The organism is Pseudomonas orientalis (assembly GCF_001439815.1).
In the GTDB taxonomy this organism is placed as follows: domain Bacteria; phylum Pseudomonadota; class Gammaproteobacteria; order Pseudomonadales; family Pseudomonadaceae; genus Aquipseudomonas; species Aquipseudomonas orientalis.
This window is the reverse complement of the sequence record NZ_JYLM01000010.1, coordinates 208,158-228,470: the sequence shown is the minus strand read 5'-3', so window position 1 is coordinate 228,470 and position 20,313 is coordinate 208,158. Positions and strand designations below refer to the sequence as shown.

Here is a 20,313-nt window from a genome sequence, read left to right as displayed (position 1 = left end):
GGGGCTATTATAAAAATTCTGGTCTTTACTATGGAATACAATATCTAGCTTGTGCTAGCTACAGGAAATAGGCTCCAGCCACTAACTCAAGCTTCTCTTGCAGGTACTGTATTTCTATCGCTTACTGATAGCTTTCACAGCTTCAACACCAACGTCGCCTTTTGCATCATTTCCAAAATTCGTCCGAATATAATTCACAACACTCTGTATCTGCTCATCGCTTAAATAGTCTTTGAATGCAGGCATATTACCCATACCCTCCACGACTATATAGATCGGATATGCTGCAGCGTAGAGTTTTTGATCATGAGCTAAAGCAGGATAGTAGCCAGCTCCTTTCGCGCCAGCGGCATCGCTCATGTGGCACCCCTTGCATACTGAATCGAATATCTGTTCACCCGTAACTTCTTTAAATTTTGGCTTTTCGTGAAGGATAGAATACTCACTCAAAAAAGGCTCTGCGTATAACCCCGAGCTGAATACAGCTAGCAACATAGCGCTTACGACAAACGTCACTATTCTAGGCATTTGTTACGATCCGCTAAGGATTTTAGTGTGAAGTCGCTTTACGCAATCAAGCGCAGACAGTATCGCACCTTCCTGCCAAGCGGGGATATATGAGGCATGCTCTCCAGCCAGTACTACACGATTATCAATATCACAGATTGCATCATAATGTTTAGCGCGTAATTCATTACTCCATTGGCCATAGCAACCATTGGTCCATGGATTGCGATGCCAGCTAACAGAAACCCCAGAATCAAACTCCGCTAAATATTGTGGATGAAGTTTCGAACCGTAATATAATGCTTTTTCAATACGTTGAGCTCCTGACATGGCGGAGAACTCATATGCATTCGGCCCCCAAATATAGCCGCCAAGAAGTATGCCTTTTCCAGTCGCACCATAATCACAGCTTGGATAACTTATTTTCGAAATCGGTAAGTCCGTATAAGATATACCGCCATAAATATGATTATCTGACTCCCAAAAGCGTCGATTGAACTGCAAACCAATTTTTACAGAGGGTGCATAGGGTACTGCCTGTATAGCAGCAGATAAACGCGAACTAAAGTTGTTGGGGATTTTATTTAGAATAGAAAGAGGCAGGGTACAAATACACCAGTCTGCCAACTCTGTTTGAGTTGAATTAGGAGAACGCGTGCTTTGCCATGTAATTTCTACTCCGTTACTATTTTGATGAATGCTTTTAATGTTCGCATTATATTGAATTAAGCCCGGAAGCCTTTTTGCGAATGCGTGGGCAAGCATATCCATCCCCCCGGTTGGCTGGAAAAGGGTGGGTTGAAATTCATAAGCCCCCCCATCCAGTAAAAAGCGCCAAAGGCCGGAATTTAGAAGCGCTCCTTTTTCAAGGGTTTCAGAATATTGAGCCTGTGGCATAAGCCCCCCACCTGGCTGAATTGAAAACCCCCGACGAAGACTGCTTTCTAAGGATTTCTTATACTGCGCGCTTTTATCAAGCCCCCCCCAAGCTCTTAGAGCTTCAAGGAGTTTTTGCCTATCCTCTAAGGATAAATCGTCATCAAGTCCTTTCTGATCTATAGATTTGCTGAGCAGTTCTGAGATGTTGCCATGAAAGTCAGCTTGGACCTCCCGCATGCTCTGTGGCACACCTCCAAAAGCCGCTGCTGAATGAAGTAAGGTGTTATGGTTTACTTGGATAAATGGCTCAAGCTTTACACCAAATCCTTTGCAATAACTTAGCATTGCATAGTGATGATAAGGGATTCTCCATGGGCCTGGATTAAAATAGAGTCCTGAATCAAATTTACAAAGCTGCTTCTCGCCCCCAAGCTCTAATATTTGGTCTCCACCCCTTATCGTCCAACTCCGCCCACCAGCAACAGGGCGGTATTCAAGTATTTTTACGCAATATCCTGCCTTACGCAGCTCATACGCTGCTGTCATCCCAGAAAGACCCGCGCCCAAAATAATGACCTTAGTTCCAGCCCCGCCCCCTGAGAGTGAAAAATCACTGTCGTAGTTTGACTCCGATGCAAATGCTAAAGAGTTCAGTGCTTGATACATTGCGGAGGCGCCAGCTGTATTCCCAATCCAACTGAGTACGCGGCGCCTACTTATGGTGTGATTATCATCCATCTCAAGTTTCTCTAATCAAGTAGAAGTAGCTACAAATAAATCACTGCATAAGCAGTTATTCAATGCATTAAAGACATTACACAGCGAGCTAAAAACGCATGCTTATTCAGCTCTCAGCAGATCGTTCAAGCTCGTCTTGGAGCGCGTTTGAGCATCAACCCTTTTTACGATGATAGCTGCATATAAACTATACTCTCCGTTATCTCTTGGTAGACTACCGCTGACCACTACTGAGCCAGCTGGAACACGACCGTAACTTATAGTGCGAGTAGCGCGGTCGTATATCGGTGTACTTTGACCAATGTAAACCCCCATCGATATAACGGAATTTTCTTCTACAATCACTCCCTCTACAATTTCTGAGCGAGCACCAATAAAGCAATTATCTTCAATAATGGTCGGATTGGATTGCAAAGGCTCTAATACGCCACCTAAGCCAACTCCACCCGACAGATGAACATTCTTACCTACTTGCGCACATGACCCTACGGTTGCCCAAGCATCCACCATTGTGCCCTCATCAATATATGCGCCTATATTCACAAAACTTGGCATTAAGATCACGCCCTTAGCAATATAGCTGCCTTGTCTCGCTACAGCCGGCGGAACAATCCTTACACCTGTCAATTGGATTTCATCCGCGCTCAAATTCGCATACTTCGTTTTTACTTTATCGTAAAAGTTAAGATCACCCGCCGCTATCACTTCATTTGCGTTTAACTTAAAGGATAAGAGAATAGCTTTTTTCATCCACTGATTAACTTTCCATTGTCCAACCGCTTGCTTCTCTGCAATTCTATATACTCCAATATCCAGTTGATGCAACGTATACGCTACCGCATCAATCTGATCCTTGCTTATATCAAGGTGCGAGGACGAATTAAGCGTTTCCCAAGCTGATTCAACAGTACGCTTCAGATCGTCTATCATTTAAATCACCAGTCAGAATGGACATTTTTATAACATTTTCAAGACAGCGCTTTTATTCTTTCAATATTCCCTTTGGATTTTTCGATGTACACTTGAGTACCAGCTGTATAAACCAACATAGCAAGGCATGACAACATCAAATACCACCAAACAAAGTAAACATCTTGGGTTTTTAGTGCGAATCCGGAATAGCTAAGCCCAAGCGCCTTTCCACAATTGAAAGCAGCGCTGGATGCAGAGCTAAATCTTTTAAAATCTGATGATGAAGAGGCTTTGCTGATGTACGGGTAATAGGCAGAAGAAAAAAGACACTGGCCGACACCACTAATTATTGAGAACACAACAAGAATCATGGTCGGTTGGCCTGGCACTAAACATATTCCAATTAAGCACCATAAATAGGAAATAACCCAAAGTACCGCGCTCAACGTTAGAACCTTACCTTCACCTATATGACTAGAAATTTTTGAAACATACGACTGAAAAAATACAACAGTTAGCGTATTGGCGACAATAATTGTTGAGAACTTAGCCACATCGACATGCATAAGCTCGGTTGCTATTAAAGGCAAAACCGTGTCAATTTGACCGACCACAATCATTGTGGCTAAAAAATTAAATAAAAGTGCAAAAAAAATCATCGACATATTGCTTTTTCTATCATCGATATCACTTTTAAAACTTTCTTTTATCTCATTCAATATTCCGACATCTGAGTTGAATTTCACCCAGCAAATTACTCCAAAAAACAGCATGCAAAATAGCTTGTAAATTAGAAAATAGTTTGCAATAGCGTTGCCAAAAAAATAAATCATAGACCCTATTAATAACGAACCTATACATTGGCCAGCGTTGACATATAGGTTTCTCTGTGAGAACACCGTACGTCTTGTAGCATCTGTTGATAGATCGTTGAGAAACCCTATTAGTGCAGAAATGTAAAGCGACATACCCGCACCACAAATCATCCCGGGAATAGATATAAATCCACTGCTGTTGACTAATAAAACCATCGGATATCCGACGGCCAATAAAATCGTTCCTACACATGCTCTTTTCATAATAGATATATTTCCCACAGAGCTCGTGGTCAGCAACGAGATAACCACACTTGAAACTCCAAAGGATGTGTAGAAAACCGATACACCTCTAAAACCCATTCCTTTTACATCAGATATATATACAGCTAACGAAGTCATCAAAGAACCATCACAGACTCCATTTAAAAACAAAAAAAACAAAAGTAGTCTTATTATTTTTGATGAGTCAATACTCTCTTTTTGCTGTGCGACGCCGGACATGTTCTACACTCCAAAGCCTTATAACCAAACCAAGCTCGCTCTTAAATCATTAGTGATAATATCCCATCGAAAGCGAATAAAATACGCTGCCATCAGCTGCGCCCTATTTACGGCGGATGAACATCTACTGCTCTCATCTTCTTCATTAAACGAAAAACCCCATTACTTTTATTATGAGAAAGCACCCCGAAATCAAATACTAATACTCAACGTTGCTCGTTCGTGCATTGATGCTTTATGCAGACTACTCGCAGCAACCACATGTATCGGTTCATGTCTTGTAAATAGATTTTTAAATTCGCTTACTGAAGGAGCTAGAATTTTAATTGTTAATGCGTAGTACTTGAGAATATCAATAGATATCTCTTCACTCTCGCAAGTGGCGGATATCCATTTAGCATACTTTAATGTCTCTTCAAACTCGCCTGGAAAGAGAGAGGCCAGGTGTTGAATCACCCAAAGCGCTGATATATCCTCATTGATAGCCCTACTATTTTTTAGCGCATCAAGATCTGTAGGCGACGAAGACTTATATACATTTTTGCACTCTGACAGAGTATCAAACAGAGATGCACCAACTTTTACATTGTACTGCCTGCCAAGAGTTTCTTTAAACGGCATCACTGCCGCCCCAAATTTTTGTGCCAATCGCACCCGCTCTTGATCTAGCACCTCCAAGTGAGCACAAAGCTCTTCATTAATGCCCTCTATATAGTGATTGTAAACTATGCCTGCTTTTGTCTTCTCCAAGTTAGGCCCATACAATATAACTGCCGTATGAACAATGTACCCTAACGCATCGAACATAAGCCCTACAGGCGTGACCTCCACTAAACTCGGCCAGTTTGGATGTGAAATATTACATAGCAGGTCTTGAATTTGATTAATACTATCTAGTGGGTCGGCACCTAGCAACGCCACATTAACTGAGTACTTCCGTTTATAAGATATCTGATTTTTTACAAAACGACAGCCGTACAAGGAGTCTTCGACCATTAAGTAACTGCAATTTTGCGGATTATAACGAACTTCTAACTGAGTGGCCAAATATGGAATCCATCCCTGCCCCCCACGAATGAAGATAAATCGCTTGTTATGCAGATTTAAATTTTTGATTTTCTGGAGTATCTCTAACCTTAACTTAGGTATATCAGGCACGCAGATAAAAATATTCTCGCTCTCTTTGAATTCTTCGTTTATCTCGCTACCGTGAAACATTATTAAATTTAGCCCATGGATATCCCCAGACTCAACCTCATCAGTCAGCTCATTTTTAAGAGTTAACTTCAGCTTTTTAACTGACCTTATATCTTCATATGAATTGATAGATAGCGTTGCAAGCGTTGTCTTCTCCCCGTTCTTAAGAAGATCGTAAGCAAGCATTTTCCCCACGTGGCCACCGCCAATGATTAAATTATTTGTCATTTTATCGCTCATAATAAATTAAGTTGAAAAAACCTAATGCATAGTGTGCTTTTCAGAGGTTGTCTTTTTTACAGCTGATTAAACGTCAGACGGTGAGTTTGGATGTGGGGAGCAGTTAATGTGTCGCAGGGGGAGATGGGTCGAGACTGGCGAGTGATGGCTTATCGATTTCATGTGAACTCCTGTAATTTTATATTTTTCAATATTCCTCAGTTGCGACTTATAAATAATTCTCGTACTGAATCATGTCAATTAATTTATTTATCTATGCTTATTCATAAATTAGCGTTAGAAAAATATCTTTTTTTTCCTGTTTATTTGGTGTAAGGCGAGCTGACTACGCTAAAAATATTTGGCGTCATCCTATATTTTTCAATGAGTTATATTCTTAAAGTAATGAATAGATTCGAATTTAAACAGCGAAGACAGCAGCGTGTCGTAGTCCAGGGTTGCGCTGCTAGATAAGGCAAAGGTTGTTTAGATAAGAATTTAATACAGAACCAACCAACATTAAATTTTCTTCATAAACTAAATATTGATCAAGCAGTAGCGCGGCTTCATGAGGTCGTCCTGGTAAACCGCAATGCAGAACTGTCTACAAATAGACTGAATAGCTGCTTTGTAAGCGGATGGTAAACACACCTAGCCGCAGCATCGTGTCGATGATGCAGGAAGACGGTGAGCAAATCGGACGGTTCAAGGTGCGTGGCGTGATGCGGGAGTTGGAGTTGGAGTTGGAGTTGGAGTTGGAGTTGGAGTTGGAGTTGGAGTTGGAGTTGGAGTTGGTTAGCAAACAACCTGGATCACATGCCTACAAACAAGTGACGGTTGGGCGGCCTGACATTCCGAACATCTTGAATCGAGCGTTTGATGTGCTGGCGCCGAATCAGGTCTGGTGCGGCGACATCGCCTACATCTGGGCTCAAGGGAAATGGAATTAACCGCCACTACGTATCGCAGCAAGGCGCAAGACAGCGGCGACGACTTCACCCAAAAAAGGATAGACGACGGGTTTCAATTTCCGGCGATTCCGATGGTCAAGCGTTGATGATCACTCCCACGCTCTGAGTGGGAATGCCGCTCTGGACGCTCTGCGTCCGGCCGTTGCACAGGCTTTATCCCGTGCCATGGTGACGATCCCACCGCGTCCCCTTCGGGTTGAATTTAGCCAGTCATGGATACGATGTGCACTGGTTAAATCGAATGCAAATGGGTGGTCAAGGCCATGCAATTACGCAATCAACAAGCAAGCGCTCTTGAGGTAGTTTTAGAGGTAGAAAAGCGCAGTCTCATAGATAATAACGAACGTCATCAATAAGTTATTGATTGGTTCGACTCCTGGTCCCGCACCATACGCACATTGAAAGAGGCTCACCGAAAGGTGGGCCTTTTTTGTGCGCGTTTGGTTTTTGCAGGAGCGGTCAAAAGCTACGAAGGCTTCATCCAATACAGCGGCACCGCCAGCGAGACTCTCTCTGTAAGAACCGAGCTTGCTCGCGATAGCAATATCAAGACAAATCGAGCAAACACTGGCATGAACGCCGTTGCAGCATGCAACCAGGCGCGTTCAAATCTCGGTGAAAGCAACGAAGCCTCAACCAAACAGCATACGCTGCCAATGACTCTCACCAACAATGGCTATCGGCGCCCCCGCTTCGCGAAGCTCCACCGCCTTCATGATTTTGGTGCCATAACTGCTGTGGCGCCATTGCTCGTTACCGACGCTGCCAACGACTAGATAATGCACTTTCTTACTCACCCCTCCAGCAATCAGCGCCCCGCGCTCTTCTATCAGCGCTTGGCAATCCTTGCGAGGTCCGTAAGCCATGATCCCGGTGAAAACGAACATCTTGCCGTCCCAGATCAGATCAGGCTCAGGTGCATTGAAAGGCAAATCGTTAGGCGCGACAAAACCCGGCTCAACACCCTTAGGACGTTGTAAAGGCAGGCCAGAGAAACTGCGCAAAAGACTAAGCAGCTCTTGGGATTCGTCAGCGTCCAAGACGTTGTCTTGAAGCATGCTCGATAAGCGGGAGTACAGAAGATTTATTACTGGATCATCAAGATGAACCAGATTGGTGTCCAGCCACTGTTTTAGAAATAGAGCTTCGCCAGTGGTCACTACACCATCAGCCGTCAAACCAGCGGCCAAGCCGACCAATGCGTCGGCAGAGCGGCGGTCGATCCGGGCACTATGAAAGAATTTACTTTTTTCGAACTCGTTGTGTAGATCCATTACGACCTTCCTTGTCATACGGTTGCTGATATCTCCAATACTAGCCTAGAGACATCAACCGATATAGGCGCTGTAGTGACCATTACCGTCCGCCTCCGCAGCGCCTCCCACTCTACGACTCAATCGACAACGCCCCACCCATCCGCGCCCTACACACCTCCAAAATCTCATCCGCCAACGCCGAATCATCCGGACAAGCCCGCGACAACATAATCGCGCCCACCGCACGCGCGAGCAGATCAATCATTTTCGCCCGCGCCTCTTCCGGCGCCTCATCCGAACCGGTCGGGCATTTTTCGCCGAGCGTCTGCAACATGTGCTCGATGCCCTGCGCAAAGGCCGATTTCAATTCCCCCGACTGACGCGCCGCATCACCGCACAACGCCGCCATGGTGCACCCCGTGGCGCGGCTGTCGCGATGTTCCCTGGACACATACATATCCACGAAATCCTTCACGCTCAACTTTTCGGCGCCGGCCAGGGAGTGCGCGAGGCTGTTGGCCGAAGCTTCGGCCATCAGGTCGGCCTTGGAGCCGAAATGTTTGTAGAAGCCGCCATGGGTGAAGCCGGCGGCGGCCATCAGGTCGGCCACGCCGACGCCGTCAAAGCCGCGCTCGCGAAACACGACTGAAGCCGTTTCGACGATGTGCTCCCGGTTTGCCTGGGCCTGGGCCTTGGATACGCGCATGTTCGATAACCTCGCTACCGCTGAAATTCATTGGCCAATGATACATAGATGTCATTCATAATCAAAACCGTTGACAGTTTAGATTTCGGTCATCATCCTAATCCCAAGCGCTATGACTTTCACCCACGGGCACGGAACAAACACCCATGAGCGATCTGAATCTGTTTACTCCCTACACACTGGGCAACCTGACGCTGTCGAACCGTATGGTTCTCGCGCCACTCACGCGCAATCGCGCCGGCAAGGGTCTGGTGCCGAGTGAGTTCGCGGCTGCCTATTACAGCCAGCGGGCCAGCGCGGGCTTGCTGATTTCCGAAGCCTCGCAGATCTCGCAGCAAGGCCAGGGTTATCAAGACACGCCAGGCATTTACACGCAGGCGCAGATAGAAGGCTGGCGCAAGGTGACCGATGCCGTGCATGCCACGGGTGGGAAAATGTTCCTGCAGCTGTGGCATGTGGGCCGTGTGTCCCACGTGGATCTGCAGCCCCAAGGCGCGGCGCCGGTCGCGCCTTCCGCGCTTCGGCCCGCGACCAAGGTGTTCGTCAACAATCGCTTCGAGGACGTTTCCGAGCCGCGAGCGCTGGAGACCGACGAGCTGCCGGGCATCGTCAATGATTTCCGCCAGGCGGCGGCAAACGCCATCGCCGCAGGCTTCGATGGCGTGGAGATCCACGGTGCGAACGGCTATTTGCTGGATCAGTTCATCAAGGATGGCGCCAACCAGCGTACGGATGCCTACGGCGGTTCGATCGTAAACCGTGCGCGGTTGTTGCTGGAGGTGACGGCGGCGGTGGTCGCCGAGATTGGTGCCGATCGCACGGGTATTCGCCTTTCGCCGGTGTCGCCGGCCAATGGTGTGTCGAGCAGCGATCCACAGGCGCAGTTCGATTACATCGTCGATCAACTCAATGCGCTGGACATCGTTTATCTGCACGTCGTCGAAGGCGCGACCGGCGGGCCACGTGACGTGGCGCCCTTTGATTTCGACGCCTTGCGCCAACGCTTCAGGAACACCTACATCGCCAACAACGGCTATGACCTTGACCTGGCCGAGGCGCGCCTTGCGCATGACAAGGCCGACCTGATCGCCTTTGGTCGCCCATTTATCGCCAATCCCGATCTGGTGGAGCGGTTCAAGGCCGGCGCGTCACTGTCCGCCTTCGACCCCGCCACGCTCTACGGCGGCGGTGCGACGGGCTACATCGACTACCCGACGCTGGCCGAATCAAGCGCTGCCGCGAACTGACCGAGCCTGTTTTATCTGCATCCATCCCACTCCCTGTCCCTGATAAAGAGCTGACATCATGACCACTCGCCCTACCGTTCTAATCACTGGCGCTTCCACCGGCATCGGCGCGGTTTATGCCGAGCGTTTCGCTCAACGCGGGCATGACCTGGTGTTGGTCGCCCGCGATCACTCACGCCTGGAAACGCTCGCCGCCACCTTGCGCGACAAACACAACGTCGCCATCGAGGTGCTCCAGGCCGACCTGACGCAAATCACCGACCTGCACACCGTCGAAGCGCGCCTGCGCGATGACGCGCATATCGGCATCCTCGTCAACAATGCCGGCGCCGCGCAATCGGGCACCTTTATCGAGCAAAGCACCGACAGCGTTGCGCAACTGGTGGCCCTCAACACCACCGCGCTGGTACGGCTCGCAAGCGCCATTGCACCGCGCCTGGCCAAGGCAGGTGAAGGCTCGATCATCAACATCGGTTCGGTGGTGGGGCTGGCGCCTGAGTTCGGCATGTCGGTGTATGGGGCGACCAAGGCGTTTGTGCTGTTCCTGTCCCAGGGCTTGAGCCTGGAACTGTCGCTTCAAGGTGTTTACGTGCAAGCCGTACTGCCCGCTGCCACCCGTACGGAAATCTGGGATCGCGCCGGTATCGACATCAATACCTTGAGCGAAATCATGGAAGTGGATGCGCTGGTGGATGCCGCGCTGCTGGGCTTCGACCGTCGCGAACCGGTGACCATCCCGGCGCTGCAGGAAGGCGAGCGTTGGGATGCGCTGCAAACCGCGCGTCAGGGACTTTTGGCGCAGATCAAGCAGTCCACCGTGGCGCAGCGCTATCTACCATGAAGGCATTTTTTATCGACCGCTACGGCAAACAGGACGGAAGGATTGGCCAAGTGCCCGACCCTGCGGTCGGTGTGCATGACGTGCTGATCCAGGTGCATGCAGCGAGCGTGAACCCGCTGGACTCGAAGATCAGCACGGGGGAATTCAAACTGATCCTGCCCTACAGGTTTCCATTGATATTGGGCAATGATCTGGCCGGGGTGGTCGTTCGCACAGGAGCGGCGGTCACGCGCTTCAAGCCGGGAGACGAGGTCTATGCGCGTCCTCCCGAGTCGCGGATCGGCACGTTTGCCGAGTTGATCGCCGTGAATGAAAATGCGCTGGCGTTCAAACCGGCGAACCTGAGCATGGCCGAAGCAGCTGCCATGCCCTTGGCCGCCTTGACGGCCTGGCAGGTGCTGGTTGAAACCGCCCAGGTGAAAAAAGGCCAGAGGGTGTTGATTCATGCCGGTTCCGGCGGTGTCGGCACGCTCGCGATCCAGCTCGCCAAACACCTCGGCGCCTTTGTTGCGACCACCACCAGTACCGCGAATGTCGAATGGGTGAAAGCACTTGGGGCGGATGTGGTCATCGATTACAAACAGCAGGACTTTGCCAACGAGTTGCGCGATTTCGACGTGGTGTTGAACAGCCTCGGCAGTGATGTACTGGAGAAATCGCTCAAGGTGCTCAAGCCTGGCGGACAGCTTATTTCCCTGTCGGGGCCGCCGACCGCGCAGTTTGCCCAAGCGCAAGGCTTGCCCTGGGTGCTGGGGCAGGTCATGCGTCTGCTGAGCAGCGGCATTCGCAGAAAAGCCCGCAAGCGCGGGGTGAGCTATGCATTTTTGTTTATGCATGCCGACGGCATGCAACTGCAGAACATCACCGCGTTGATCGAGGCGGGCGTTATCAAACCGGTTATCGATCGCTCTTTCCCGTTTGAATCGACCGCAGAGGCGTTGCGGTACGTCGATCAGGGCAGGGCAAAAGGCAAAGTCACCATTACCCTCCAATAAGTTTGCTTCTCAACCATAAAAAAACCCCGAACCAGTCGGGGTTTTTTTATTGCCTGGCATCAGGCGCGACGCGCGATCAATCAGAAAACATTGATCGGGTAGTCGGCGAACAGGCGCAGCTCGTTACCGCCTACGTTGTAGTTGCTGGCGTTGTTGGAAACGCGCAACCAAGAGGCACGCGCACGCAGGCTCAGGTCTTTGGCCGGACCGCTCTGGACCACATACTTGAACTGGTTCCAGATTTCACGCTCGGTGCCATCGCCACGGCCGGTGCCGTCGTCGATGTTGGTACCGCGCACGTAGGCAACGTTGTAGGTCAGGCCCGGTACACCGAAGGTGGTGAAGTCGATGCCGTAACCGGCTTGCCAGGAGCGCTCGTCCTTGCCGTTGAAGTCGGACCAGTAGGAGTTGGCCAGCAGGATGGTATTGCCGCCGTCGCCGACACCGCCTGCGTTGCGGTAGCCGCCGTACAGGTAGCCGGTGTCGCCGGTGCTGCGCTGGTGGGCGACGGTGAAGCTGTGCGGGCCAACAGCCCAGGTAGCGCCCAGGCTCCAGATCTTGTTGTCGCGCGCGTCCGCATCACCTTGGTTTTCCAGGGCGAAGCTGCGGTCCAGCTTGGTTTTGTAGCCGTTGAAGTCAAAGGTCAGCGACTGCTTCTCTGGCAGCGCCAGCACGTAGTTGACGTTGACGTATTGCTTCTTCAGCACGTCCTGCATATCGGAGGCGTACAAGGCAGCCGACAGGCTTTCGGTGAATTTGTAGCTGCCACCAATGTAGTTGATGCTCTTCAGGCGGCCGCTGTCGCTGCCCTCAGCGCTCTTGCGGGCTTCCTTGGTGAAGTGCCCGGCGTCCAGTTGCAGGCCGGCGATTTCCTTGGAAACGATCGAGGTGCCCTCGTAGGTTTCCGACAACAGGCGCGAGTTGTCGTACTGCAGGACCGGCACGGCCGGCATCTGCTGACCGTATTTGATCACGGTGTTGGAAATGCGCGCCTTGACGGCTGCGCCGCCTTTGGCCAGGTCGTTGGCCGCTTCGCCGCTGTCGCCTTGCTTGAAGAAGTCGATACCGCCGGCGCCGCTGCGACCTTTACCACCGTCCAGACGGATGGCGTATTGGCCGATCACGTCCACACCCACCCCGACAGTGCCCTGGGTGAAGCCGGACTCGAACTTGCCGATGAAGCCCTGGCCCCACTCGGCCTTGTCCTGCTTGCCGTTCTTGTAGTCACGGCTGATGTAGGCGTTGCGTGCTGCAATGTTCAGGTGGCTGTCTTCAACGAAACCCTTGGATTGCTCCTGGTCGTTCGCCATCGCCGTCGATGCGCTCAAAATCCCCAGAGCGATCAGACTCATCCGTTGCTTCAACATGTTCTTATATTCCTTATTACTGGTTGAGTACGCGCTATGACACCAGGCCCCAAATCACTTTCCGGTGTCGACTTTCTCCAGAAAAAACAAGGCCCGCGGACGACTGAACTGCCGCGGGCCTTTTCTTATTGGATGAGTCATGGCTGTTAGCCACAGGCGTTGCACGCAATCCTATGCGCGCGTTGAACTATGTGTCAATTTCGTGAACCACCTGTATTTAGGCTAAATAATTCTAAGCACTGACCTATTGCGCTTGGGCAAACGTTCAAAAATCCCAGCCCCCCTTTAAAAAAACACACTAAGTAACAAATTAGCAGTCGATACGTTTGGGAATAGATGCCGCAAGCAAATGCAAAGCATTACCATTCGCGCACTTTCCCGTCCCTGACAATTCGGATACATTTCCCCATGCCCGCCCCTCGCCTGACGCCCATTTTCCTTGGGCTTTCTGTTGTGCTGTCTGCCGGTTTTGCCTGTGCCGCCACGGTCTTGCCCGCCACCTCGATCAGCGCCGAAGTCGATGAAGACGATCCACGCGTCAAGCAAAGCAACACCGCCACGCGCACCGCAACTGCCGTGCGTTATGTGCCGCAGGCGATCGATTCGGTGAAAACCGACAGCTTGCGCGCCTATGGCACCAACGAGCTGGGCCAGGCGTTGAGCGGTATTCCCAACGTCAGCAGCGGCGCCGACACACGCTTCGACAGCCTGCGTATCCGCGGTTTTGACGCGAGCAATGACTTCTACCTGGACGGCATCCGCGACGACAGCCAATACGTGCGCGACCTGCACAACATCGAGCGTATCGAAGTGCTGAAGGGCCCGGCCGCCGTGCTCTATGGGCGCGGCGGCCAGGGCGGCATCGTCAACCGTGTAAGCAAACTGCCCACCCCCGGGCGCAGCTCCAGCCTCGAAGCCCAGGGCGGCAGCAACGATATGCGCAGCCTGTACGCCGACCTGAGTACCGACCCCAGCGATAACATCAGCCTGCGCCTGAACATGGGCAACCAGGACAGCAACAGCTTTCGCAATGGCGTCAGTGGCAACCGCCAATTGTTCGCACCGTCGATGAGCTGGCAACTCACGCCCGAGCTGAACTGGCTGGTGCAATACGAATACAGCCGCTACAACCGCACGCCGGACCGTGGCATCCCCGGGGTCAATGGGCGCCCTGCGGAGGTGAGTCGCAGCACCACCTATTTTTCCAGCGGCGATTACATCGATGACACCTCCCAGTCCCTGCGCTCCAAGCTGGCCTATGAGCTCAACGACAACTGGCAACTGCGCCATACCCTGGGCGTGTTCAAGCTCGACAGCGATTTCGACAACACCTACCAGACCGGCTACGACGCAAGAACCAACACCGTCAGCCGCCAGCACTGGCAGCAGGACCTGACCACCCGCAATGTGTTCAACAACCTCGAGCTGGAAGGGGGTTTCGATACCTTCGGGCTGGAGCACCGCCTGCTCACCGGGATTGAACTGGGCAGCCAGCGCCGCGACCCGACACTCTACACGGCCACCGCGCCCAATCGGGGCGGCCAGGCTGTACCCAGCCTTGATCTGAACCAACCCAACCGTCACCTCAGCCACACCGGGCGGATGAGCGTTTCGAGCGACAACCACACTGAAGTCGAAAGCCGCGCCTTGTACGTGCAGGACCAATTGCGCCTGAACGACCAGTGGCAACTGCTGGGCGGGCTGCGTTATGACCGCTTCGACGTGGACACCACCAACAAGCTGCTCAACACTCAACAGGACGTCGAAAGCCACAGCACCAGCCCCCGCGTCGGCCTGGTGTGGACGCCGCTGGAGCATCACTCCTTCTACGCCTCGTGGAGCAAGACATTCTCCCCGGCAGGCGGCGGTTTGATCGGCATCACGCCGAACGCCGCCGGCAGCGTCAACGACCTGAGCCCCGAGCTGACCAAACAGAAGGAAATCGGGGTGAAAAGCGACTGGCTCGACGACCGCTTGAGCACCACCCTGGCCGTGTACGAACTCGAACTCTACAACCGCCGCACCAGCGACCCGCTCGACCGCACCATTACCCTGCTGACCGGCAAGCAACGTTCGCGCGGCATCGAGCTGACCGCCACCGGCAAGCTCGTCGGCAATTGGTATGTGCGCGGCGGCGTCGGCCTGCAGGACGCCAAGGTCGAGGAGGACAACAATGGTTTCGAAGGCAAGCGCATCAGCGACGTGGCCAAGCGCAATGCCAGCGTGTTCATCACCTGGAAACCACAGATGGGCTGGTATGCGGAAACCGGCCTGACCCTGGTCGGTGATCGTTATGCCGACAACCTCAATACCGTGGTGTTACCCGGTTATGGTCGCTGGGACGCGCTGGCCGGGTTCCGTCAGAAAGAATGGGACGTGAGGGCTGCGCTGAACAATATTGCCGACAAACGCTATTACGCCTCGGCCACCAGCGTCGCGCAGATTCAGCCGGGTGAGCCGCGCAGTGTGGTGGTGACGGGCACCTACAGTTTCTAGTGTTTCTCCTGTGGTGTGGGCGCTCCTCAGTGACTCATCAGCTCGCACAACACCTGCACCTCATCCTCCGTGAACAAACCCGCCGGGTAGCGTTCACTCATCACGCTGCGCAAGTCAGGCTGTTGCCTGACTTGCCGCGAGCCGTTTTCCTTCAACCAGAGCCCCAGCGCGTGGATCGCATCGCCATCGACCCGCACCGGGTGGAACGTGCGCATGTACATCGGGTTGATTTCGGCATTCATTTCAGCGCTCTCTCCTGCTGCGTGAGCGGCTAACTTACTCAAGGTATGTGACAGAACCATGCGGTCATGACCTGGGTGCCCTGTCATTTCTCTGCGATACAAGAGCTATGCCAATGTCCCGTACTCACAGGTATCCAGACGCAAAAAAGCCCGCGACCTTGCAGGGCTGCGGGCTTGCCTGGAACACCGCTATCGCGCGGTACTCACTCGTCATCAAGTCACTGTTACAACTGCACTCAATTTCTCTGCGGGGCGGGTTGCTGCTGGGTCAGGCAGTGAATATTGCCGCCCCCCAGTAACAGTTCGCGGCCCGGCACCATCACCACTTCGTGTTGCGGGAACAGGTTCTGCAGGATCTGCTTGGCCTGGTGATCCAGCGGGTCATCGAAGCTCGGCGCGATGATGCCGCCGTTGACGATCAGGAAGTTGACGTAGGAACCGGCCAACCGCACGCTCGGATTACGCTCCTGGCTGCCGTCCACCGGATCGACACCGGCGCATTCTTCCTCGGTGGCATACAGCGGCCCCGGAATCGGCATCTTGTGCACCGTGAACGAGCGACCCTGGGCGTCCGTGCTGCTTTGCAGCACGTCCATGGCGGCATGGCAGCGTGCGTAGTTCGGGTCTTGCGGGTCATCGGTCCAGGCCAGCAGCACTTCACCCGGGCGCACGTAGCAGCAGAAGTTATCCACATGGCCGTCGGTTTCGTCGTTGAACAGGCCATCGGGCAACCAGATGATCTTATCCACAGCCAGGTTGGCGCTGAGTACCGCCTCGATGGCTGCACGATCCAGGTGCGGGTTGCGGTTGCGGTTCAACAGGCATTCTTCGGTAGTGATCAGGGTGCCTTCGCCGTCGACGTGAATCGAACCGCCTTCCAGCACAAAGCCTTCGGTGCGGTAACGCGAGGCGCGCTCGATCTCGAGGATCTTGCCGCCCACCTGTGAGTCGCGGTTCCACGGCGCATACAGACCGCCGTCAAAACCGCCCCAGGCATTGAAATCCCAGTTCACACCGCGCACTTCGCCACTGTCGTTGATCACGAACGTCGGGCCGGTATCCCGTACCCAGGCGTCGTCGCTGGACATCTCCACCACGCGGATATTCGGCACGTCGAGGCGGCTGCGGGCGTTTTCGTACTGGCCGGCGGAAACCGCGACGGTCACCGGTTCGAACCGTGCGATGGCCTTGGCCACGGCCACGTGGGCTGCCTGCGCAGGCTTGCCGCCCAGGCGCCAGTTGTCCGGGCGCTCGGGCCAGATCATCCAGGTCTGGGTCTGTGGCGCCCATTCGGCGGGCATATGAAAGCCATCGGCGCGAGGCGTGCTGTGCAGGGTGGTCATGACGATCAAGGCTCCGAATGGGGTGAAAGCCGACTTTATAACGGATAAATATCGGCTTTAGTAGCTAAAGAACAGGACTGAAAACAAATCTGATCAAATGCAGTCGATAACAATCGATTTGTTACAACTGTTCGTCGAGCACCTTCGACAGCATGTCGACGAAAAAATCCACACTGCGCCGGGTAGTGACCATCGGCGGCTTGATCTTGAGGATGTTCAGGTAGTCGCCGGTCGGCTGCATGAAAACCCCCAGTTCGCGCAGACGGCCACATAACAGCGTCGTCTCCTGGGTCGCAGGTTCCAGGGTTTGTCGGTCGCGTACCAGCTCCAGCCCCAGATAGAAGCCCGAACCGTGCACCGCACCGACTAACGGATGGTGCTCGATCAACGCCTGCAGGCGCGTCTTGAAATATCCCCCCACCTCCTTGGCGTTTTCCCACAGTTTTTCTTCCTCCATCACATCCAGTACCGCCATGCCGATACGGCAACTGACCGGGCTTCCGCCCGATGAGGAGAAAAAATAACCCTCGGCTTCCAGGGCTTCGGCAATGTCGCGACGGGTGATCACCGCACCCAGTGGCTGCCCGTTGCCCATGCCCTTGGCCATGGTGATGATGTCCGGCACAACGCCTTGCTCTTCAAAGCCCCAGAAAAAATGCCCCATGCGGCCATAGCCCACCTGCACCTCATCGGCAATACACACGCCGCCCCGGGCTCGGACCAATCCATAGACTTGCTGCAAGTAGCCCGGCGGCAACGAAATACCGCCGGCGTTGCCATAGACCGGCTCGCAGATGAAACCCGCCAGCTGACGTTGGCTCGCGGCGATTTTCGCCAGGTTATGTTCCACGCTTCGTACATAGTCAGGCGCACTGTCCGGCCCGCGAAACTCACCACGGTAGGTATTCGGCGCCTTCACCGGGTGTACCCAGTCCGGGCGGCTACTCAACGCCTGGGGATTATCGGCAATCGAGGTAGACACCGCGTCCGCCGCCACCGACCAGCCGTGATAGGCCTCCAGCACACTGAGCATGTCGCGCCCGCCGCTGTAGGCCCAGGCCAGGCGGATCGCCAGGTCATTGGCCTCGGTGCCGCTGTTGACCAGGAACACCCGGTCCATGCCCTTCGGCGCCAGCGCCAGCAGGCGTTCGGAAAACTCGGCAATCGCCGCGTAGTGAAACCGCGAGTTGGTGTTGAGCAGTGACCACTGCCGCGCCGCCACCGCCGCCATGCGCGGGTGACCGTGGCCCAGCACGGCCACGTTGTTGAGCATGTCCAGGTAGGAGCGCCCCTGCATGTCGATCAGATGATTGCGCCAGCCCCGCTCGATACGCGGCGGGTCGACGTAGTAATGCTTCTGCGAGCGGGCGAAGCTGGCGTCGCGCCGGGCCAGCAGCGCCTCGGGGTCCAGCTCCGGCTCGGCGTCACAGGCCAGCCCGAGCAGCGCCGCCGGTGAAGGGCATAACGCCTGCCACGCCGCCGCCCTGGAAGGAACACAGAACAGCGGGGCCTCAAGGTCGGCACGACACAGTTGCACGGTCAACGGCCCGTGGACTTCACCGAGTATCTGCCCTTTGACTACCACCGCACCGGGATTGAGCAGGGTTTTAACGCCCCACACACGCAGGTTCAGTCGCTCGTCATGCACACACAGCAAGCCGTCAGCACCCTCGCGCAGGGTCCCGGCGAAAGGGGCTTCAACCACTGTGCCGTGGGGCAGATGCAATTGGACGTGAAGGGCAAACGTGTCCGGCTCCACAGCGCTGTCCGGACGGGTACGCGACAACCGGTATTGCCCATAACGGCTGGCCGCCAGCCCGTGCACCGCCGCCGCTTCGTCCAGCAGTCGCCGATCGATGCCAGGCGTCTCCCAGTTGCCCGCCTCGAAATGCGGGCTGAGCACGCCCAGGTCGATCAGTGCGAATTCTCGCCCGACCAGCCCCGGCAGCAATGGGGCGAAATCCTGGCTGGCCAAGGCCGGCAAGGCCTCGCCGACAGCACTGAGGATCGCCGCCTCCATCAATTGGAACGGCAACGATGTCGCGACGTGGAAGATTTCCCACTCGTGCTCGGCGTTCTTCAACAGGTAGGTGTTATCAGGGTCCAGGCGTTGCTGCTGCTCGCTGCTCAGCACCAACACGGCGGCGCGGGCAACGATCAACGGCCACAGCGCGCGCAACTCTTCGCGCAGCAACGGCGTGACCGCGTGACAGGCCCGGATCGCCGGCAGGATGGCAAACGGGTCGCCCTCGGCATGGTGCAGCAGCGCGGCGCAGGTGACCGACAGGTCGGCAATGCGCCAGGTATGCACCAGGTCGCCGAAGTCGATCACGCCCTGGACCTGCCAGTGCCGCTGCGCATCACGCTGCCACACCACGTTGTCGTCGGTGATGTCCATGTGCACGGCCTGCCAGGGCAAGTGCGCAGCCAAAGGGCCGATATGCGCCTCGACCTGCCCGGCGACCTGTTCCAGCGCGGCGCGATGGGCGACGTCGGGCAAGGTCGCCAGCAGATGCTTGATCAAGGCCTGCGCGTGGCGCGGGTCCCATTGCAGGGTGCGGTCCAGGCCGGCATGGGTAAACGTCGCCAGCGCCAGGCTCATGCGCCCGCACAGCTCGCCGAAGCCTGCGATCACGTCGCGACCCAGATGAGGCAAATGGGTCAGGGGTTGGCCGTCGATGTAGTCCAATAGCCGCAGGTGCAGGGGTTGTCCGTCGACGCTGACAGTCAGCAGATCCTCGCCATTGAGGGCCTTGATCACCTTGGGCACCCGCACCTGTACGTTTGCCTGCAGCGCGTTGAGGGCGGCATGCTGGGCCTCGAGCTCGATTGCCTCGTAGTCACCGCGGCAGATTTTCAGAACGAAGCGGCCCGGGGCGCTGTCAATCCTGAAGTTAAGGTCTTGTTGACTGCCCAATGACTGCAATGTGCCGCTAAGGCCGTAATGTTGCTCAAGCAGCTGGGCCGCCTGCTCAAGGCTCAACTGGGGGCACGGCAGACTGGCACGATGGATCAATGTGGCAAGCAACATTGTGACGACCTCGGTTTTATCAGGCGTCTATATCGCCATTGTTCGGG

At 54.1% G+C, this 20,313-nt stretch carries 15 protein-coding genes and 1 pseudogene; 5 read left to right on the top strand and 11 right to left on the bottom strand.

Annotation, left to right across the window (positions count from 1 at the left end):
* Positions 1-114 precede the first annotated feature (114 nt).
* The 5 genes from TU82_RS29365 to TU82_RS22610 form a co-directional block, all read right to left on the bottom strand.
* Positions 115-495, bottom strand: a complete 381-nt coding sequence (locus tag TU82_RS29365) for a c-type cytochrome (protein ID WP_276307143.1) — start codon at positions 493-495, stop codon at positions 115-117.
* 36 nt (positions 496-531) lie between these two features.
* Positions 532-2,124, bottom strand: a complete 1,593-nt coding sequence (locus tag TU82_RS28235) for a flavin monoamine oxidase family protein (protein ID WP_248842643.1) — start codon at positions 2,122-2,124, stop codon at positions 532-534.
* A gap of 102 nt (positions 2,125-2,226) precedes the next feature.
* Entirely contained in the window at positions 2,227-3,054 is an 828-nt protein-coding gene (gene dapD, locus TU82_RS28230; protein WP_072024064.1) for a 2,3,4,5-tetrahydropyridine-2,6-dicarboxylate N-succinyltransferase, read from the bottom strand.
* A 38-nt stretch (positions 3,055-3,092) separates the two neighbouring features.
* A complete protein-coding gene (locus TU82_RS28225; protein WP_082632061.1) occupies positions 3,093-4,355 on the bottom strand; it encodes an MFS transporter in 1,263 nt (420 codons plus the stop codon).
* A gap of 192 nt (positions 4,356-4,547) precedes the next feature.
* The gene (locus tag TU82_RS22610) at positions 4,548-5,780 is read right to left on the bottom strand and encodes an NAD/NADP octopine/nopaline dehydrogenase family protein (protein ID WP_057725468.1); all 1,233 of its coding nucleotides are present in this window, start codon (positions 5,778-5,780) and stop codon (positions 4,548-4,550) included.
* Between the two features lie 644 nt (positions 5,781-6,424).
* Here TU82_RS22610 and TU82_RS22605 point away from each other — a divergent pair.
* Positions 6,425-6,718 (top strand): annotated as a pseudogene (locus TU82_RS22605) (hypothetical protein); the annotation flags it as partial.
* Between the two features lie 656 nt (positions 6,719-7,374).
* On the opposite strand, the gene TU82_RS22600 reads toward TU82_RS22605, so the two are convergent.
* Positions 7,375-8,016: a BRCT domain-containing protein gene (locus tag TU82_RS22600; RefSeq protein WP_057725466.1), complete on the bottom strand. Its 642-nt coding sequence runs from the start codon at positions 8,014-8,016 to the stop codon at positions 7,375-7,377.
* Positions 8,017-8,128: 112 nt separating this feature from the next.
* Positions 8,129-8,704, bottom strand: a complete 576-nt coding sequence (locus TU82_RS22595) for a TetR/AcrR family transcriptional regulator (protein ID WP_057725465.1) — start codon at positions 8,702-8,704, stop codon at positions 8,129-8,131.
* A gap of 146 nt (positions 8,705-8,850) precedes the next feature.
* Here TU82_RS22595 and TU82_RS22590 point away from each other — a divergent pair, with 146 nt between their 5' ends.
* The 3 genes from TU82_RS22590 to TU82_RS22580 are packed head-to-tail and all read left to right on the top strand — an operon-like array spanning position 8,851 to position 11,787.
* Positions 8,851-9,951: an alkene reductase gene (locus tag TU82_RS22590; protein ID WP_057725464.1), complete on the top strand. Its 1,101-nt coding sequence runs from the start codon at positions 8,851-8,853 to the stop codon at positions 9,949-9,951.
* Between the two features lie 58 nt (positions 9,952-10,009).
* On the top strand, positions 10,010-10,792 hold the full coding sequence (locus tag TU82_RS22585; protein ID WP_057725463.1) for an SDR family NAD(P)-dependent oxidoreductase: 783 nt from the start codon (positions 10,010-10,012) through the stop codon (positions 10,790-10,792).
* Positions 10,789-11,787 carry an NADP-dependent oxidoreductase gene (locus TU82_RS22580; protein WP_057725462.1) on the top strand — a complete coding sequence of 333 codons (999 nt, stop codon included), beginning with the start codon at positions 10,789-10,791 and terminating at the stop codon, positions 11,785-11,787. The genes TU82_RS22585 and TU82_RS22580 overlap by 4 nt, the downstream gene beginning before the upstream one ends.
* Before the next feature lie 80 nt (positions 11,788-11,867).
* Here TU82_RS22580 and TU82_RS22575 read toward each other — a convergent pair whose 3' ends face one another.
* Complete coding sequence (locus tag TU82_RS22575; RefSeq protein WP_057725461.1) at positions 11,868-13,154, bottom strand: OprD family porin; 1,287 nt, start codon at positions 13,152-13,154, stop codon at positions 11,868-11,870.
* Between the two features lie 408 nt (positions 13,155-13,562).
* Between TU82_RS22575 and TU82_RS22570 the strand changes: the two genes are divergently transcribed.
* Positions 13,563-15,650 (top strand): TonB-dependent receptor, encoded by a 2,088-nt coding sequence (locus tag TU82_RS22570; protein ID WP_057725460.1) that lies wholly within the window; start codon positions 13,563-13,565, stop codon positions 15,648-15,650.
* A 26-nt stretch (positions 15,651-15,676) separates the two neighbouring features.
* On the opposite strand, the gene TU82_RS22565 is transcribed toward TU82_RS22570, so the two are convergent.
* From TU82_RS22565 to TU82_RS22555, 3 genes are all read right to left on the bottom strand, one after another.
* Positions 15,677-15,892 (bottom strand): hypothetical protein, encoded by a 216-nt coding sequence (locus tag TU82_RS22565; RefSeq protein ID WP_057725459.1) that lies wholly within the window; start codon positions 15,890-15,892, stop codon positions 15,677-15,679.
* A 236-nt stretch (positions 15,893-16,128) separates the two neighbouring features.
* On the bottom strand, positions 16,129-17,235 hold the full coding sequence (gene aguA, locus TU82_RS22560; protein ID WP_057725458.1) for an agmatine deiminase: 1,107 nt from the start codon (positions 17,233-17,235) through the stop codon (positions 16,129-16,131).
* Between the two features lie 121 nt (positions 17,236-17,356).
* The gene (locus TU82_RS22555; protein WP_057725457.1) at positions 17,357-20,266 is read right to left on the bottom strand and encodes an aminotransferase; all 2,910 of its coding nucleotides are present in this window, start codon (positions 20,264-20,266) and stop codon (positions 17,357-17,359) included.
* Positions 20,267-20,313 lie beyond the last annotated feature (47 nt).

Excerpts from the sequence above, each read along its gene's own strand:
- TU82_RS22570 (WP_057725460.1), top strand. The coding sequence starts at position 13,563 with ATGCCCGCCCCTCGCCTGACGCCCATTTTCCTTGGGCTTTCTGTTGTG.
- TU82_RS22555 (WP_057725457.1), bottom strand. The coding sequence starts at position 20,266 with ATGTTGCTTGCCACATTGATCCATCGTGCCAGTCTGCCGTGCCCCCAG.
- TU82_RS22600 (WP_057725466.1), bottom strand. The coding sequence starts at position 8,016 with ATGGATCTACACAACGAGTTCGAAAAAAGTAAATTCTTTCATAGTGCC.
- TU82_RS22565 (WP_057725459.1), bottom strand. The coding sequence starts at position 15,892 with ATGAATGCCGAAATCAACCCGATGTACATGCGCACGTTCCACCCGGTG.
- TU82_RS28235 (WP_248842643.1), bottom strand. The coding sequence starts at position 2,124 with ATGGATGATAATCACACCATAAGTAGGCGCCGCGTACTCAGTTGGATT.
- TU82_RS29365 (WP_276307143.1), bottom strand. The coding sequence starts at position 495 with ATGTTGCTAGCTGTATTCAGCTCGGGGTTATACGCAGAGCCTTTTTTG.
- dapD (WP_072024064.1), bottom strand. The coding sequence starts at position 3,054 with ATGATAGACGATCTGAAGCGTACTGTTGAATCAGCTTGGGAAACGCTT.
- TU82_RS22585 (WP_057725463.1), top strand. The coding sequence starts at position 10,010 with ATGACCACTCGCCCTACCGTTCTAATCACTGGCGCTTCCACCGGCATC.
- aguA (WP_057725458.1), bottom strand. The coding sequence starts at position 17,235 with ATGACCACCCTGCACAGCACGCCTCGCGCCGATGGCTTTCATATGCCC.
- TU82_RS22590 (WP_057725464.1), top strand. The coding sequence starts at position 8,851 with ATGAGCGATCTGAATCTGTTTACTCCCTACACACTGGGCAACCTGACG.
- TU82_RS28225 (WP_082632061.1), bottom strand. The coding sequence starts at position 4,355 with ATGTCCGGCGTCGCACAGCAAAAAGAGAGTATTGACTCATCAAAAATA.
- TU82_RS22580 (WP_057725462.1), top strand. The coding sequence starts at position 10,789 with ATGAAGGCATTTTTTATCGACCGCTACGGCAAACAGGACGGAAGGATT.
- TU82_RS22595 (WP_057725465.1), bottom strand. The coding sequence starts at position 8,704 with ATGCGCGTATCCAAGGCCCAGGCCCAGGCAAACCGGGAGCACATCGTC.
- TU82_RS22575 (WP_057725461.1), bottom strand. The coding sequence starts at position 13,154 with ATGTTGAAGCAACGGATGAGTCTGATCGCTCTGGGGATTTTGAGCGCA.
- TU82_RS22610 (WP_057725468.1), bottom strand. The coding sequence starts at position 5,780 with ATGACAAATAATTTAATCATTGGCGGTGGCCACGTGGGGAAAATGCTT.